Origin of the sequence: Olivibacter sp. SDN3 (assembly GCF_014334135.1) — a bacterium.
GTDB lineage: Bacteria > Bacteroidota > Bacteroidia > Sphingobacteriales > Sphingobacteriaceae > Olivibacter.
The window spans coordinates 4,026,111-4,042,622 of the sequence record NZ_CP060497.1 but is presented as its reverse complement, the minus strand read 5'-3'; the positions used below and the strand labels follow the sequence as shown (position 1 = coordinate 4,042,622).

General features: G+C 38.4%; 13 protein-coding genes. 9 read left to right on the top strand and 4 right to left on the bottom strand.

The genetic code is table 11. The annotated features are described in order from the left end of the window. Nucleotides 1-121: 121 nt before the first annotated feature. Both H8S90_RS16790 and murI read left to right on the top strand, forming a co-directional pair. Nucleotides 122-1,765 (top strand): FMN-binding glutamate synthase family protein, encoded by a 1,644-nt coding sequence (locus tag H8S90_RS16790; protein ID WP_187339012.1) that lies wholly within the window; start codon nt 122-124, stop codon nt 1,763-1,765. 74 nt (nt 1,766-1,839) lie between these two features. Further along, nucleotides 1,840-2,664 carry a glutamate racemase gene (murI, locus tag H8S90_RS16785; protein ID WP_187339011.1) on the top strand — a complete coding sequence of 275 codons (825 nt, stop codon included), beginning with the start codon at nt 1,840-1,842 and terminating at the stop codon, nt 2,662-2,664. Nucleotides 2,665-2,708: 44 nt separating this feature from the next. On the opposite strand, the gene H8S90_RS16780 is transcribed toward murI, so the two are convergent. After that, a complete protein-coding gene (locus H8S90_RS16780) occupies nt 2,709-4,130 on the bottom strand; it encodes an ATP-dependent RecD-like DNA helicase (protein ID WP_187339010.1) in 1,422 nt (473 codons plus the stop codon). A 61-nt stretch (nt 4,131-4,191) separates the two neighbouring features. Between H8S90_RS16780 and H8S90_RS16775 the strand changes: the two genes are divergently transcribed. From H8S90_RS16775 to coaD, 3 genes are all read left to right on the top strand, one after another. After that, a complete protein-coding gene (locus H8S90_RS16775) occupies nt 4,192-5,010 on the top strand; it encodes a DUF3822 family protein (protein ID WP_187339009.1) in 819 nt (272 codons plus the stop codon). Beyond that, nucleotides 5,001-5,555: an RsmD family RNA methyltransferase gene (locus H8S90_RS16770; RefSeq protein ID WP_187339008.1), complete on the top strand. Its 555-nt coding sequence runs from the start codon at nt 5,001-5,003 to the stop codon at nt 5,553-5,555. The genes H8S90_RS16775 and H8S90_RS16770 overlap by 10 nt, the downstream gene beginning before the upstream one ends. Before the next feature lie 74 nt (nt 5,556-5,629). Then, on the top strand, nt 5,630-6,097 hold the full coding sequence (coaD, locus tag H8S90_RS16765; RefSeq protein WP_187339007.1) for a pantetheine-phosphate adenylyltransferase: 468 nt from the start codon (nt 5,630-5,632) through the stop codon (nt 6,095-6,097). On the opposite strand, the gene H8S90_RS16760 is transcribed toward coaD, so the two are convergent. Beyond that, entirely contained in the window at nt 6,092-6,679 is a 588-nt protein-coding gene (locus tag H8S90_RS16760; RefSeq protein WP_255501638.1) for an NUDIX hydrolase, read from the bottom strand. The genes coaD and H8S90_RS16760 overlap by 6 nt on opposite strands. A 22-nt stretch (nt 6,680-6,701) precedes the next feature. Between H8S90_RS16760 and pyrE the strand changes: the two genes are divergently transcribed. The 4 genes from pyrE (at nt 6,702) to H8S90_RS16740 (ending at nt 13,731) form a co-directional block, all read left to right on the top strand. Continuing rightward, nucleotides 6,702-7,352 (top strand): orotate phosphoribosyltransferase, encoded by a 651-nt coding sequence (pyrE, locus tag H8S90_RS16755; protein ID WP_187339005.1) that lies wholly within the window; start codon nt 6,702-6,704, stop codon nt 7,350-7,352. Nucleotides 7,353-7,373: 21 nt separating this feature from the next. Beyond that, complete coding sequence (locus H8S90_RS16750) at nt 7,374-7,775, top strand: SRPBCC family protein (RefSeq protein ID WP_187339004.1); 402 nt, start codon at nt 7,374-7,376, stop codon at nt 7,773-7,775. Nucleotides 7,776-8,133: 358 nt separating this feature from the next. After that, complete coding sequence (gene clpB, locus H8S90_RS16745; protein ID WP_187339003.1) at nt 8,134-10,731, top strand: ATP-dependent chaperone ClpB; 2,598 nt, start codon at nt 8,134-8,136, stop codon at nt 10,729-10,731. A gap of 441 nt (nt 10,732-11,172) precedes the next feature. Further along, nucleotides 11,173-13,731 (top strand): hybrid sensor histidine kinase/response regulator, encoded by a 2,559-nt coding sequence (locus H8S90_RS16740; protein ID WP_187339002.1) that lies wholly within the window; start codon nt 11,173-11,175, stop codon nt 13,729-13,731. A gap of 8 nt (nt 13,732-13,739) precedes the next feature. On the opposite strand, the gene H8S90_RS16735 is transcribed toward H8S90_RS16740, so the two are convergent. Both H8S90_RS16735 and icd read right to left on the bottom strand, forming a co-directional pair. Beyond that, nucleotides 13,740-15,116, bottom strand: a complete 1,377-nt coding sequence (locus H8S90_RS16735; RefSeq protein WP_187339001.1) for a sigma-54 dependent transcriptional regulator — start codon at nt 15,114-15,116, stop codon at nt 13,740-13,742. 111 nt (nt 15,117-15,227) lie between these two features. Further along, nucleotides 15,228-16,505, bottom strand: coding sequence for an NADP-dependent isocitrate dehydrogenase (icd, locus tag H8S90_RS16730; protein ID WP_187339000.1), 1,278 nt, complete (start codon nt 16,503-16,505; stop codon nt 15,228-15,230). Nucleotides 16,506-16,512: the final 7 nt, after the last annotated feature.

The following is a 16,512-nucleotide window of genomic DNA, read 5'->3' as shown; positions in this document are numbered from 1 at the left end:
AGAAAAACCACCTTTTCTTATTTCATTCTCATAATATCTTATAACCTTTGTTTCAAATTATATAGCACAAAGATAATATTTTGTCGAAAGAAACAGTATCACAAAGGACTAAATCAGCAATATGAAAACCACATTTATTTATGCATCTATCTTCACTTTTTTAAGTATATTTATCGGAAGCTTTTGGTGGACGCCAATTCTATGGATACTCTTACTCGCCATACCTTTATTCGTTATAGGCTTGCTTGATATTGTTCAACCACGGCAGGCTCTTAGGAGAAATTTCCCATTAGTGGGAAGATTCCGCTATCTCTTGGAAGACCTTCGACCTAAAATACAGCAATACTTTATCGAAAGTGATACGGATGGCCGTCCATTCAGTAGGATACATAGAAACGTCGTATATCAACGAGCTAAACAAGAACTCGATACCACACCCTTTGGAACACAGCTAAACGTGTATGAGAACAACTACGAATGGCTAAACCATAGTATTAACGCCCTTCCGTTTAATACCATCACTGAACCTCCACGGGTAATTGTAGGCGGCCCGAACTGTAAACAACCCTACTCTGCCAGCGTTTTCAACATATCGGCTATGAGTTACGGTTCATTAAGTAAAAATGCTATTATGGCGCTAAATCAAGGAGCCAAACTAGGAAATTTTGCGCATAATACGGGAGAAGGAGCTATAAGCAAGTACCACCTAGAGGGTGGTGGTGATATTATTTGGCAAATTGGTACCGGTTATTTTGGCTGTCGTTATCCTGATGGTAATTTTAATCCAGATGCTTTTCAGGAAAGGGCTAACATGGAACAAGTCAAAATGATTGAAATAAAGCTATCTCAGGGAGCTAAACCCGGCCACGGGGGCATGCTTCCAGGAGCAAAAGTAACGGATGAAATTGCCTACATACGCTTGGTAGAAAAAGGTAAAGATGTTGATTCTCCACCCTATCATAGTGCATTTTCGACTCCTATTGAACTCTTAAATTTTATTAAACTGCTACGCTCCCTCTCCAAGGGAAAACCTATTGGTTTTAAGTTATGCATTGGCCATCGAAGCGAATTCATAGCTATTTGTAAAGCGATGAATGAAACGGGGATATACCCTGATTTTGTTACAGTTGATGGCGGTGAAGGTGGTACAGGAGCCGCGCCATTGGAGTTTTCTAACCATGTTGGAATGCCCTTGCGTGATGCGTTGGCATTTGTATATGATGCTCTTACTGGTTTTGATCTAAAGAAACACATAAAAATTATGGCTTCCGGCAAAATTGCGACTGGTTTTGACTTAGTGAAATGTTTTGCGCTTGGAGCTGATCTATGTTATAGCGCTAGAGGAATGATGATGGCTTTAGGTTGTATTCAAGCATTGGAGTGTAATACCAATAAATGCCCTGTAGGAGTTGCTACGCAAAATCCCACTCTCGTAAGAGGATTGGTTGTAGAAGACAAAAGAGTGCGTGTAGCCAATTTTCATAAACAAACCATTAAGAGCGCGTGTGAATTAATGGCCGCAGCAGGAATAAAACATCCAAATGATATCCATCGGGCTTACATTCATAGAAGAATATCGCCAGACAAAATTTTAACATACCTAGACACTTATCCTTATATTCCAAAAGGTTCTCTACTGAAAACACCTTACGCTAAACAATTCGAACTACTTATGACCATTAGCGATCCGTATTCTTTCACTCCAAACTTCGAAAAACTTAATTGGGAAGAACTGGAATGGGCCAGAAAACCGATGACTGATTAAACAAGCTTTTTAAGTTTGCGCGATCCCCTTGTATGCAAGGGAAAGTTTATCTAAGTTTGCCTTTTGAAAAGTAAATGGGACCTATAGGCATATTTGACTCTGGATATGGCGGTTTAACCGTGTTTAAGGAAATAGCAAAAGTATTACCAGCATATGATTACATCTATCTGGGTGACAATGCGCGCGTGCCTTATGGCACACGTTCGTTTGAAACCGTTTACATGTATACCTTGGAATGTGTAGAACAGCTTTTTAGTATGGGATGCCAGCTAGTGATACTCGCCTGCAATACTGCTTCTGCTAAGGCCTTACGTACTATTCAACAGAAAGATCTGGTGGCGTATACGGATACAAGAAAGGTACTTGGAGTCATTAGGCCTACAACAGAAATTATAGGTCACTATACAAAAACCAGACAGGTCGGTATCATGGCCACATCGGGCACAGTTAATTCGCATTCATATATACTGGAAGTAAATAAATTCTTTCCCGATATTACTGTATACCAGGAAGCCTGCCCCATGTGGGTACCATTGGTGGAAAACAATGAAATTAATTCACCCGGTGCGCGATATTTTGTTAAGCAACATGTACAAAGATTATTAAATCTTTCGTCAAACATTGATACTATTGTATTAGCATGCACACATTACCCGCTGTTACTCCCTATTATACAAAACCTTACCCCTGAAGGTATTCGGCTACTCACTCAAGGTCATATTGTTGCGAAAAGCTTAGCTGATTACCTTAGCAGACATTCCGAAATTGATTTAACATGTTCAAAAAATGGTATAAAGGAATTCTATACAACCGAAAGTCCAAAAGCTTTTAATCAAAAAGCTGCTTTATTCTATGGTGAACGGGTTTCGGCCAAACACCTGAAAATAACTAACTCTTAAGATTTACTGGCTATCAGTTTACCAACACAGAGCGCTTTCGTATATCAATCAAAAAATTGGTCATTGAAATTTAAAAGAAACAATTCTGTTGTCGCCCGTGTGCAAGCCGTATAAAGCCAACGTAAGAACTCTGTATCCAACATTTCGTCGGTTAAATAACCCTGGTCTATAAAAACAGCATCCCATTGCCCACCTTGTGCTTTATGACAGGTAACAGCCATTGAAAACTTGATCTGTAGGGCATTATAGTATGGATCTGTTTTTATAGCAGCTAGTCGGTCTTTCTTATTTTCAATATATTCATAGTCCCTCATGACCGCCTCAAACAGCTTTCTATGGTCTTCTTGTACTAAACCGGGCGCATCCGCATATAGTACATCCAACAGCACCCTACAAGATAAAGGCTCCTGTTCCTCCTGATCAATAAAACGCAATGTCACATCGGCAAAGCGAAAACCATGCTGCTCGTGTACGTTTCTAACTCGTTTTACAACCGCCATATCTCCGTTTGCAATGAAACTTTGGATTTGCTCACTTTCAAATGTCCAATAGTAGTTATTTCTAACAACCATCACATGATCCCCACCGGTAAGTTCCTCCTCACGATATAATATACGATTTCTTATGTTTTGATTATATAAGTTAGCATTTTTATTTGAACGGCAGATAACCAACGTGTTCTCCATACCATATTTATCGTAGGCATAATGCAGTCCCTCCACTAAACGTTCACCCGTCATACGAAAAACATCTCTATAACCTCCCACCTTTAATTTAGGAAATCTAAGTCGATCATGACAATCTGAATCAAGCCTAATCTGTTCACGAATCGATGTAGCATTGAACAGAATGCCTGAATGCTTGTCCTGTCTTACGACATCTGTTAACTCATAGCTGAATACTTCATAACCAAAAAAACGGTTTAAATAAGCAGCATCCAAAGCTGGGCTTTCTATTAAACCAACAGGTGGAAGCTGTGCAACGTCTCCAACAAACATTAAACGACAATCCTTACCTTGCTCCACATAGTTTATCAAATCTTCCAATAAACTTTTTCGATCAAGTGAAATATCCTCATTCGAGATCATTGAGGCCTCATCAACAATAAATAAGGTATTTTTGTGGTGGTTATCGGATAAGCTGAAATTCATTTCCGGTGTACCTGCCACCTTTTTTCTATAGATTTTTTTATGGATGGTAGTCGCTTTCTTCCCAGCGTATGTTTGCATCACTTTGGCAGCCCGTCCTGTTGGTGCAAGTAAAACGGAACGCATATTTATCATTGGTAATGCCTTTACTATCGCACTGATTGCAGTTGTCTTACCTGTTCCTGCATATCCCTTCAGGATAAAACATATTTTATCGTTTGGAGTAACCAAAAATTTCTCAAACAGCTTAAATGCATTTAACTGTTGTGTAGTCGGTGTACCCAAAAAAGATTGGATAAGCGCTCGTGTAAGTTCCACATTCAAACCTAATACAAAAAATTGCTTTTTGCAATATCGTTTCTAAAGGGTACTTTTGCTAATGATGAGTGAATTATTACGAATAGAATTTATAGACGATAACTTCACAGTTGAAAAAAGTGAGGACTACCAATTATTCATACAGCTAGGCGAGATTAGAAATCAGCTATCTATTCTTGACAACAGCCATGCATTGCTATTATTATTATCTTGGCAAAACGATCTAGAAGAGGATCGAGTTAATCATCTCCTAAATTTACCTTACAAATCTAAACAAATAATATACAACAACAACAACATACTACTGATACCCAAAGAATTATATACGGAACAGCAAAACATATACTATCTTAACTTATTGTGTCTATCAAAGCAACAGCATAAATTATTAGGAAATAGCACTTGCAACCAGCGCATACAGTGTTTGTATTCTGCACCTTATGATACGTTGCGTGCTGTTGAAAACATGTACAAGGAGTTTGACGTTATATCTAGGTCTGCCATATTATTAAATGTACTTCAAAAACAACTAAGGGGAGAAGATACAGTATTGGCTATAAATTTTGAAGAAAGCGCATCTGACTTCACATATTTTGAAAGTGGGGAGCTAATATATCACGCCGTTCAGCCAACCGTCGATGCCGATGAATTCAATTTTTTCTTATTAACTATTGTTGAACAGCTAAACATAAAATTAGTAGACACATCCATATTAGTCACCGGAAAAGTCGACGAAAAAAGTGATTACTACAAACGTCTTACTAAATACAGTACCCGTGTTCGTTTCTTAGACCTGACCGACCAGGTACAATGCAGCAATAGTTTGATAATTGATAAGTTATATCGAAACGTCACACTTCTGGGTTTGTCATGCGTATAATAGGCGGCACATTAAAAGGGACTAGAATTGTGGCTCCAAAAAACTTGCCTGTTAGACCTACAACTGACCTTGCGAAAGAGGCTCTCTTTAATATTTTACAATATCGACTAGACTGGGAAGATATTATAGCCCTCGATTTATTTAGTGGTACGGGCAATATTACGATGGAATTAGCGTCCCGTCAAGTTAAGCATATTAGCGCTGTAGATAAACACGCGAAATGCTGTTTACACATTCAATCATTGAAGAAGAAGTTCGATTTGCCACAAATCGATGTGTTAAAATACGACGTACTGAAGTTTCTACCTAATTGTCGACAACGCTTCGATTTTATCTTTGCTGACCCACCCTATGATTTGCCGGAGCTTTCTCAGATACCAGTTATGATTTTTAAATATCAACTACTACAGCCCAATGGATTATTCGTACTCGAACATCCGAGCACAAAAAAAATCAATGATCACCCTTGTTTTACCGAACAAAGAAAATATGGTTACTCGTCGTTTAGTTTTTATGAAATGGACAATTACGTAACAAGCGGCTAGATGCTGCATTTTTGTATATCAAGCCAATTTTACATAAGTTTGAAAAAAACGAGTTCAACTACTAAAGCCACACTATGAGAAAAAAAATTGCGCTATTCCCTGGATCATTTGATCCTATTACCAATGCTCATTTAGATATTATTAGCAGAGCACTCCCGCTCTTTGATGAAGTACATGTGGCTATTGGGCTCAACAGTTCCAAAACGCCATTGTTAACCTTGCAGCAACGTTCTGATATCTTAGACGAAATCTTTAGCGGCAACTCCAACGTTACCATTGGCACATATACAGGTTTAACAGTTGATTATTGCAAAAAAATAAATGCCCAATATATTTTAAGAGGATTGCGGAATAGCACGGATTTTGACTTTGAAAATGCCATTGCACAAAACAATTTACAGTTAACTCCCAGTATCGAAACTATTTTGTTAATGAGCAGCCCAGGCAATGGGCACATCAGCTCCACCATCGTTAGAGATATTTTAAAAAACAATGGTATAATAAATCATTTAGTTCCCAAAGAAGTAATCAACTATTTATAAGTCATTTTCTTTAAGCACATCTTTTATAAGGCCGTAGGTATTACTTAATACTTTCGATAGGTTCTCTTTACGAATCCACTGCGCATCTGTGATGTCTTCACTATATTGTGGTATCAATTCCGGAGATTTGTTCACCCCCATTTCATACCAATTTGTTTTCTTTAGCACGACCTCACCCTTCATCTCGTAGGCATGATAAGTAGATAGTATTTTCTGACCCAAATAATCAACCTTTATCCCACACTCCTCCTCCACTTCCCTAACAGCGGCCTTTTTACTTTTTTCGCCTGGATCTATTTTTCCTTTCGGCAAATCCCACTTTCCCAGCCTGTGTATAAACAAAAACTTACCCGTTCCATTTTTCACCAGACCGCCCGCCGCGCCGATCACACGTAAGTTTTTCTTAATTTCTCTGAAAAATGTCTTCGGACTTTCAACCAATAATAGAAAATTATCGGGTTGAGCCAACAATTTACTTTTCTTAAAAAGTTTAACAAAATCAAATAACTGTAAATCAATTTGTTGATAACCCTCTAATTCGGTAGGTTTAAAATCAGCCACAATAAGGACCGATTCGTTCATATAAATTTTATAAATTTGCGTCATGAATCACAAAAGTGAGATTGAACAAAAAGTTGCTGAATTTTTATTACAAATTAAAGCAATTAAATTACAACCTTCCAAACCTTTTACATGGGCTTCAGGTTGGAGGTCGCCTATTTATTGTGATAACCGCATATCTTTATCACATCCTACGGTGAGAACCTATATCCGTCAGAAGTTATCAGAAGTCATTCAGGAGGAGTTTGGCTCCATAGGTATGGTAGCCGGCGTCGCCACCGCTGGTATACCTCAAGGCGTATTAGTAGCGCAAGAGTTAGGATTACCTTTCGCTTATGTAAGGGCAAGTGCAAAAGATCACGGCAGACAAAACATGATTGAGGGAGAAATAATTGAGGGCCAGCGTGTTGTTATTATAGAAGACCTAATCTCTACGGGAAAGAGTAGTTTAAAAGCTGTTGAGGCTCTTCGTCAAGCAGGCTGTGATGTAGTAGGTTTGGTAGCCATTTTCAGTTACGGATTTGATGTTGCCGATGAAAACTTCAAAGCAGCGAAATGTAGGTATACTACTTTATCAAACTACAACGCATTGATAAAATATGCATCTGAAAACGGATTTATACCCCATGAGGAAGAAGAACTTTTACGCGAATGGCGAAGGGATCCTGCAAACTGGGAACCTAAAGCTGTATAATCCTATTTACACCGAGTTACTATGACTACTATAGCAAGCAAATGCATTATAAAACAACCTATAGAGACTGTTTATAATTTTTTGTCGGATTGTAACAATCACGAACAACTAATGCCGGAGAACGTGTACAATTGGTCATCAACAACAGATGAAGCCAGCTTCACGGTTCAGAATATGACCAAATTATCACTAAAGATAGGTCAGCGGATAGAGAATAAAGAGATCTTATTTGTACCGGTTGGAGAAGCACCCTTTGACCTGTCGCTTACTTGGAAACTAAATATGATTGATGCGACGGCAACTGAAGCTGTATTTACAATTATTGCCGATTTAAATATGATGATGAAAATGATTGCTAGTGGCCCACTAAAAAAGCTGGTAGACTTTGAGACTTCTAAACTAAAAAATACACTAGAAACATAGTTGATAGTTAACACTTTCGACTTCCTCTATCACCGCCCCCAGCGACGTTTTCACTTCAACATAAAATCCCTGCAAATTTCAATAGTGATATGCACGACATTTTTTCATCATAAGAAACTATAGAACAGACACTTAGTCATATTCATATAAATTTATAAGACAAAATGTCTACTTTATAAAAACTTGTTCCGCTGGTATTCGTTTTGATATTAAATTACGGAAAAATATCGGAAGTAACGTCGTTCTTCGTACTGGAAAATTTACTTTTCTTTACCAATTACCTCCTCTTCAGTTATAAGAAAAAGAAGCGGAAGGTGACTTCCGGATATTCATCGAAATGTATTTTAATAATAAAAAAATGAATTTAAACAATTTTACAATCAAAGCACAAGAGGCTATTCAGAAAGCTTCGGAAATAGCTGGTGGAAATCAGCACCAGGCCATAGAGAATGCCCATTTACTCAAGGCCCTATTAATGGTGGATGAAAATGTTGTAAATCACTTATTTAAAAAACTTAATGTTAATATAAATAGATTAAACGATTCGTTGGATGAACAGATCAATAGTTTTCCAAAAGTAAGTGGCAGTAATGTATACTTATCTACATCAACAAACACTGCATTACAGAAGGCGCAAGGATACCTAAAAGATTTTAAAGATGAGTTTGTTTCGGTTGAGCATCTTTTGTTAGGTATTTTAAATGCTGGAGATAAGACAGCTGCCTCGCTGAAAGATCAAGGTGTTACAGAAAAAGATTTAAAAAAGGCAATTACAGAGTTACGCGGCAATAGTCGTGTAACCGACCAAAATGCGGAGGCAACTTATAATGCGCTGAACAAATATGCACGCAACTTAAATGATTTTGCGGAGTCGGGCAAGTTAGATCCGGTAATTGGGAGAGATGATGAAATTAGGAGAGTTATACAAATTTTATCTAGACGAACCAAAAACAACCCAATTTTGGTTGGTGAGCCAGGTGTTGGTAAAACAGCTATAGCGGAAGGCATTGCACACAGAATTATCAAAGGTGACGTTCCGGAAAATCTAAAAAGCAAAACTGTTTTTTCACTTGACATGGGGGCTCTTGTTGCAGGCGCCAAATACAAGGGAGAATTTGAAGAACGTTTAAAGGCTGTAGTGAAAGAAGTAACCGATAGCAACGGTGAAATTATACTTTTTATAGACGAAATACACACATTAGTTGGTGCCGGAGGAGGTGAAGGAGCTATGGATGCGGCTAATATTCTAAAACCGGCGTTGGCTAGAGGTGAATTACGTGCTATCGGAGCCACTACATTAAATGAATTTCAAAAGTATTTTGAAAAAGATAAGGCATTGGAACGTCGATTCCAAAAAGTGATGGTTGACGAACCGGATGCCCAAGATGCTATATCGATTTTACGAGGTATCAAAGAAAGGTATGAAACCCATCATAAAGTAAGGATAAAAGATGAAGCCATTATCGCTGCAGTGGAATTGTCTCAACGTTATATTGCTGATCGGTTTCTACCCGATAAGGCTATTGACCTGATGGATGAAGCCGCTTCTAAATTGCGTTTAGAAATGGATTCTGTGCCAGAAGCCGTGGACGAAATTGAGCGTAAAATAATGCAGCTGGAAATCGAACGGGAAGCGATAAAAAGGGAAAACGATACGGTTAAAGTTGAAGAGCTCAGCAGAGAAATTGCCAACCTCGCCTCCGAAAGAGACTCTCTAAGAGCTTCGTGGCAAAGTGAAAAGTCACTTGTTGACAATTTAAATAACCATGTCCAGCAAATAGAGGATTTTAAGCTCGAAGCTGAACAAGCAGAGCGGGCTGGAGATTATGGGAAAGTAGCCGAAATTCGTTACGGTCGTATCAAACAGGCCCAGGACGAGCTTGAACAGTTAAAAAAAGAATTAGAAGAAAAGCAAGGTAAAGGGCGAATGCTCAAAGAAGAGGTAACGGCGGAGGATATAGCTGACGTGGTATCTAGATGGACCGGCATACCTGTGAGCAAAATGATACAGAGTGAAAGAGAAAAATTACTTCATTTAGAAGAAGAACTTCATAAGCGTGTAGCGGGACAAAGTGAGGCTATAGAGGCTATTTCAGATGCAATCCGTAGATCAAGAGCTGGGTTAAGCGATAAAAGACGTCCGATCGGTTCATTCATATTCTTGGGAACCACAGGGGTTGGTAAAACCGAACTGGCGAAAGCACTCGCAGAATTCTTATTCAACGACGAACATTCGATGGTGCGCATTGATATGAGTGAATATCAAGAACGCCATGCTGTTTCTCGGCTGATTGGTGCGCCTCCAGGATACGTTGGTTATGAAGAAGGCGGACAGCTCACCGAAGCCATTCGCCGTCGTCCTTACTCTGTTGTACTTTTGGATGAGATAGAAAAGGCACACCCCGATGTTTTCAACATACTATTACAAGTGCTCGATGATGGACACCTAACGGACAACAAAGGACGCGTGGTAAATTTCAAAAATACGATCATCATAATGACCTCCAATATTGGATCCCATTTGATACAGGAAAATTTCAGCGAACTGAATGAAGTAAATAAAGATGAGGTTATTGCAAAAACAAAAAATGAAGTTTTTGAACTGCTAAAAAAATCAATCCGACCAGAGTTTCTGAATCGTATTGATGAAGTAATCATGTTTACTCCGCTAAATAGAGAGGAAATTGGAGAAATAGTACGTTTACAATTCAAAGGCATACAAAGGCAATTGGCAGAAATGGGCATACAAATTGACGCTTCTGACGAAGCTTTGGATTGGCTTGCACAATTGGGTTATGACCCACAGTTTGGAGCACGTCCACTAAAACGGGTTATTCAAAAAAGAATTCTCAATGAATTATCGAGAGAAATACTTGCTGGAAAAATAGATAAGGAAAGTAAGATAAAACTGGACACCTTCGATAATAAATTTGTGTTCCTGCAAGGAAACCAATAAGGCTGCTTTTACGATCGTTAAAGCCTATAGACCAAATTGATTGGTCTATAGGCTTTTTCATTTAATCAATTATGCTAATTTCCATTGCCTCCCTTTTAAAAACACATTATATGTTCAGACTGGATATTCATGGTAAATCCTTATTCCATTCATGTGGTACCTCGCTCCTATCCGCTTCGGTTATAAGCGTCTTATAGGCGATAGTAGGTGACGAACAGCTGAGGAATAGGCGAAGCATAGGTAAAGTATGAGCGAAGTATAGCTGAATGAAAGCGAAAGAAGTAGCGGACTTGAACGGAGTTTTACAGATTTTTTGGATATGGAAGGAGCGGTCTAAATTAACAAAGCAACCGAAAGATGGTCGGCATGAAAACAAAAGTAAGTTTTTATTATGAATAACATCATATTTATCACTGATAAAAAATCATTAACTTTACAATAATGGTAAATCAAAAGCAATCAAACAGAAATGTAAGAAGAAAAGTAATATTTGTCTTCATTTGTTGCTGTGCAGCTTTGGGAACGGCTTGGATTATCAGTAAAGATGCATTTACACGTGTTCTTTCAACTGTCGATAATATTGCCAAACCGAATGAAAAGATGCGGCTGGTAAGCCAGGTATCAAAAGATATTATGCAACTTGATCAATTGCAGCGTGCACAAGTGTTGGCTTATGACAACGACACTTACGATCAGTTTCAGCAAGAATCCAAACTCGTTTCTCAGACACTAGACTCGCTTAAAAGTCTATATTCCGAAGAAAACGAACAGATCAAGAGAATTGATTCCATAAAACATTTGCTGGTGGAACGCGATAAGCTTTTTAAAGCTTATGTACAAGTAAGAGAAAGACTAGTAGATGGTCATGAATTCTCAGAACAATTGCAAACAATAGGAGATATTCTACAAAACACTCCTCAGGCAGATAGTACGGTAGTCACCAGTAGAAAGAAAATTGAAACAACGACTATTGAGCCTGGCGACGTTGCAAAAATAGATTCCTTTTCAATGCAAGACGACCGGTCTTTTTTTGGCAAACTATTTGGCTCTAGAAAAAGACCTCAAATAGAACCCAATGTTGTAACACAACCGCGCCGGATTGTTAAAGAAGAATTAAATGTCTTGATAGACACTATTAGTACGGCTAGGCAAGACAGCGCCATTAAACTTATCGATAGTGTATTACGGCAAATTGAAGAAACCCAACGAGCACAGAGCAGCTCTTTCATTGACCGAGAAATTGAGCTTACTTACGCGGGTAACCTATTGGTCAGTAAAATGCTTAATATTCTTAATGACGTTGAGAACGAGGGCATGTTACAGATGGAAGACGAAAATGCCCAAGCGCGTTCGGTTATCAATCACAGTGTCAATAGAATCAACTTAGTTGTGTTGGGCTTCTTTGTGATCACCGCTGTGTTGGTATTATTGATATTGGCCGATATTAGAAAAAGCAATCGTTATCGGATGGAGCTGGAAATAGCAAAGGAGGAAGCAGAATATCACAGCGCTGCAAAGCAACGTTTTCTTTCGAATATGAGCCATGAACTACGTACCCCTTTACAATCCATTATCGGTTACGCAGAACAGCTGCGCGAAGAAAATCCCTTAAATAGTCGTAAAGTAAATGTTATCTATCAATCATCGGAACATTTGTTGCAGATAGTAAACGAAATATTAGATTATAACCGTATAAATTCAGGTAAGTTTAACTTTAATAACCAAGACTTTTATTTGGAGCAACTCGTTGATGAAGTGATTGCTGCCATGCAGTTACAGGCAGAACAAAAAGCCTTAAAGCTTATATTCGTCAAAGATATTGATCAAAATGGATATGTTTATGGAGATCCTTTTCGCATAAAACAAATATTATATAACTTACTTAGCAATGCCATTAAATTCACAGACGAAGGTACTATTACATTAAATGTAGAAACAAAGGAACGTGGTGCCACTTCAGAACTGTATATACAAGTAAATGACACAGGAAGAGGTATTCCGCAGGAAGATATCCATCGGGTTTTCAATGAATTTGAGCAAGCTGAAAATTCAAATTCTGGCGTGCACTTTGGGAGCGGCTTAGGATTAAGCATTGTTAAAACCTTATGTGACGCTATGCAAGGCACCATTAATATTAACAGCGAATTGGGCAAAGGATCTATATTCGAAGTTTACATCCCCTTAAAGACCGCCTATCCGCTATCAGATAAGGCTTTAGGAGAGGATCTCCTGCCAATACACGATTTTACAGGCACCATTTGGGTTATTGATGATGACGATTTTATACTAGAACTTTGTCATAATATTTTTAATAAATATGGGATCGATCACCGCACATTTTCCAACCCAGAAGAATTACTTAGCACCTCTTGGGACCCAGAAGTAAACATTTTATTAATGGATATGCGCATGCCTGGAAAGACCGGTATTGAATTGAACCGTGAACTAAAACCCCGTATAGGTGATCATGTTAAAACCTATGCCTTTACGGCTCAAGCACTACCCGAAGAACGTGAACAAATACTAGCACAAGGTTTCGACGGTTTACTTTTAAAACCTTTTAAGGAAATAGATTTATTACGGCTACTAGGCCTCAAAAAGGACATTGAAGAGACCATAAAAATAAGAAATAGAAATGACTTGCGTGATTTCGACTTTTCAAATCTTAGGAAGATGGTTTTTAATGATGAGAACCAGATGCTCAAAATACTCACGATATTTAAAAAGGACACCACAAAGGACCTCGCTAGATTAAGAAATGCTTTGCAAGCTAATGATAGAGATCAGATGGCACTAATCTGCCATAAACTGGCTGGTAGGACTTCACAGATAGGTGGGCAAAAAATTGCTATTAAATTAAGAAAACTGGAAATCGACATACGTAGCAACACCTTTGATATTCTTGAAATCCAATCGACAATTGATCAGCTATACCGATTATTGGATTATCTAAACGACGAATTGCACACTCCAGCTATAAATACCGGTATTTCCTCATAAATGTTCAATCATGAGATACCATATTTCTCTAATTTATTATAAAGTGTTTTCCTATCGATATTTAAAACTTGAGCTGCCTTACTCTTATTGTACTTAACCTGTTGTAAGACATCTATGATCAACTGGCGCTCATGTGCTTCACTTTGTGATTTCAAATCAGAAGCAATATGATCATGATCTGCTACTACTTTGAGCTGTTTATCATGTTTTATAGACAATACCATTTCATCTGGTAGTGCAGAAATCTCGGCTCTGTCTCCTGGTGTTAGAAGCACCATTCTTTTGATTACATTCTTTAGTTCTCTGAGGTTGCCGGGCCAATCGTAAGCATAAAAAATAGATCGCACTTCATCAGACAAACTGGATACATTGCGATTTAATTCTTTATTAGCTTTATCAACGAAGAATTCTATAAATGTATTCATATCCTGTTCTCGATCTCTTAAGGCTGGTACGATTATCTCGAACTCATTGATACGATGATATAGATCTTCCCTAAAACTCCCGGCAGAAGAGTTTCCCAACAAATCGTCGTTTGTAGCGGCAATTACCCTGACATCTACTTTAATGTGTTTATTGGCTCCTATTGGTTGAATAACTCGTTCCTGTAATGCCCTTAATAGTTTGACCTGTACATCGTAAGTCAAATTGCCTATCTCATCTAGAAATAGTGTACCACCATTTGCTTCCTCAAACTGCCCTTTTTTATCAGTCAGTGCCCCCGTAAAAGACCCTTTTATATGACCAAACAATTCGCTGGCCGCCAATTCTTTTGATAGTGTCCCACAATCTATTGAGACAAAAGGCTTGGTTGCTCTATTACTGTTTAAATGAATAGACCTCGCCACGTATTCTTTACCGGTACCGCTTTCACCCCTTACCAACACAGACATATCAGTAGGAGCTACTAAATTTATATACTCGTGTAATTTTTTTGACGGCAGACTGATACCTTTCACAAAATCAGTCGTTTCAATCGAATCTTGCTTTTTTTCAGTTTTAGATGTGTCTGGGACATAGATACTGGTCTTGTTGGTTAAAGCCTCGTTTAACACCATTAGCAATTCGTCTGGATTTACTGGTTTCGTGATATAGTCAAAAACTCCTTGTCTCATGGCTCTTACAGCAGTACGCACATCGTTGAAGCTTGTCATAATGATAACAGGAATATTCAGTTCCCTGTTACGCATTTCCTCTAAAACATCCAATCCGGTACCATCACCCAAACGATAGTCCAATAACATGAGATCAATGGAATCGTCCAGCGTCTTGATACTTGTTTTTACATTATATTTTACTTCAACATCATGACCATTTTTTTTCAAAAAGCCATCTAAAATAGCTGAAAATGTAGTATCATCTTCTACAAGCAAGATTTTTGCCATATAACCGTTTATCTGTCCTCCAACAGTATTATATATTTAAACTACAAACGTACTATTTTTATTTAGCACTAAAGATATAGCATAAATATTTCATTACTTATAACTGTTTTTTTACTTCTGCTGATGAGCCATATTACCTATAATAGCATCTGCAAATTCGCTTGTTTTAAGCAGCGTAGCATCGCTCATCTGATTAAAGAAATCTACCGTTACTCGCTTTTCATTTATTGTTTTACGCAGAGCTGTCTTTATAACTTCCGAAACTTCACGCCACCCTAAATAGTCGAACATCATTACACCGCTTAGTATAACAGATGACGGATTCATGGTGTCCGTATCAGCAAACCTGGGAGCAGTGCCATGCGTCGCTTCGAAAACAGCGTGACCTGTTGAATAATTTATATTAGCTCCAGGAGCGATGCCTATGCCACCAACAATTGCAGCAAGTGCATCAGAAATATAGTCGCCGTTCAAATTTAACGTGGCTATAACCGCATAGTCTTTAGGGTTAAGAAGAATCTGTTGCAAGAAATTATCTGCAATCACGTCTTTAATAATTACTCTTCCTTCTTCCTCTGCGGCTTTCAACGCGTCATTAGCAGCGGACTCCCCAGCCTCCACCTTTAACTTTTCCCATTGGTTCCATGTAAACACCTTATCGGGATATACTTCCTCCGCCAGTTCATAGCCCCAATTCTTAAACGCTCCCTCCGTATACTTCATTATATTTCCCTTATGCACTAAACTTACTGAAGGTAAGCCATGCTGTATGGCATATTCAATGGCTGCTCTAATCAACCGTACAGAGCCTGCTTTAGATACCGGTTTTATACCTATAGCGGTTTCTTTCTTAAATGGGTAGTCAATAGCAAAGGTGTCCATTAAAATAGATGTTAATTTTTTTACTGCTTCACTACCTGCTTCAAACTCGATCCCTGCATAAATATCCTCCGTATTTTCCCTAAAGATTATCATGTCTACATCCCCTGGGTGTTTGACAGGGGAAGGGACACCTTTAATCCATGACAATGGACGCTGACAAACATAAAGATCAAGAGCTTGTCGAATAGCCACATTTAGCGACCTGATACCTCCACCAACCGGGGTAGTTAAAGGTCCTTTAATAGACACTACATAATTACGCATTGCGCTTATACTTTCGTCCGGCAACCATTCCCCTATTGTGTCATACGCCTTCTGACCAGCCAATATTTCTTTCCATTCGACACGCCTTTTGCCAACATACGCCTTCTCAATTGCATGATCAAATACACGTACAGAAGCTTTCCATATATCAGGCCCGATGCCATCCCCAATTATAAACGGAATAATAGGAACTGCTGGAACACTTAACTGACCTTTTTCATTACTTGTTATTCGATCCGCCATAAATCAT